Here is a 393-nt window from a genome sequence, read left to right as displayed (position 1 = left end):
AGCACGGTTTGAAAGAACACCATCGCAACCGACCACACGGCCGGCGCGCCGCCGAGCTTCGGCAGCACCATCTTTGCAAACATCGGCTGGATCGAGAAGAGAAGCAGCGCCGAGACGAACAGCGTCAGCCCGTAGAGCAACGGCATCAGCCGGACGCTGGCAGCCTGCGGATCGACTGCAGGCGATACCCGGTCCGAAGCTTGGAAGAGCGACATCGATATCTCCGGCACCGGCAATTGCCAGCACGGTATCGAGCCGCCCCTAAACAAGGCTTAAAAGATGGTCGGGAATGGCGGACGCAATGGTAAACGTCGCCTTGATCCGGGCAGGACGAGCCCGCTCATCCCTTTCGCGTGTGACCCCACGCCGCGTCCCAGTCTTCGCCCGCAGCAT

The 393-nt window shown here is 62.1% G+C and carries 1 protein-coding gene; it reads right to left on the bottom strand.

The annotated features are described in order from the left end of the window. A partial coding sequence (locus KJQ96_RS38830) for a hypothetical protein (RefSeq protein ID WP_213291202.1) occupies positions 1-215 on the bottom strand: 215 nt, incomplete at its 3' end. Positions 216-393: the final 178 nt, after the last annotated feature.

The sequence above is a fragment of the Bradyrhizobium sp. sGM-13 genome (assembly GCF_018398875.1).
Taxonomy (GTDB): Bacteria; Pseudomonadota; Alphaproteobacteria; order Rhizobiales; family Xanthobacteraceae; genus Bradyrhizobium.
The sequence above is the reverse complement of the archived record's forward strand: the minus strand, read 5'-3'. Positions and strand labels throughout refer to the sequence as shown.